The 373-nt window shown below is 53.1% G+C and carries 2 tRNA genes; both read left to right on the forward strand.

Going from position 1 to position 373, the window contains the following annotated elements:
• Positions 1-153 precede the first annotated feature (153 nt).
• A tRNA-Ile gene (locus tag H6B31_RS16830) sits at positions 154-230 on the forward strand.
• Between the two features lie 69 nt (positions 231-299).
• A tRNA-Ala gene (locus H6B31_RS16835) sits at positions 300-372 on the forward strand.
• Position 373 lies beyond the last annotated feature (1 nt).

Raw genomic sequence — 373 nt, forward strand, 5'->3', positions numbered from 1 at the left:
AAGGTAGCCGTATCGGAAGGTGCGGCTGGATCACCTCCTTTCTAAGGAGAACTCAGCAAGACGAGGTTTTGCTGTAGTGTCCTAGGTCAGTATGGTGTAGAGATGCGTTACGTTGTTTAATTTAGAGGGCGCACGCTGCGTCAGGCTCTGAACGGGCCCATAGCTCAGCTGGCTAGAGCGCACGACTGATAATCGTGAGGTCGGTGGTTCGAGTCCACTTGGGCCCACCACTTACTTTCTTTCGAGAAAGTAAGCAAAGAAAGCTTCAAGCTCAGCGAGTTGGCGAGAAGGAACGGACCGGGGGTTTAGTTCAGCTGGTAGAACACTTGCTTTGCAAGCAAGGGGTCACCGGTTCGAGTCCGGTAACCTCCAC

It is taken from the genome of Pseudoflavonifractor capillosus, from assembly GCF_016899775.1.
Taxonomy (GTDB): Bacteria; Bacillota; Clostridia; order Oscillospirales; family Oscillospiraceae; genus Lawsonibacter.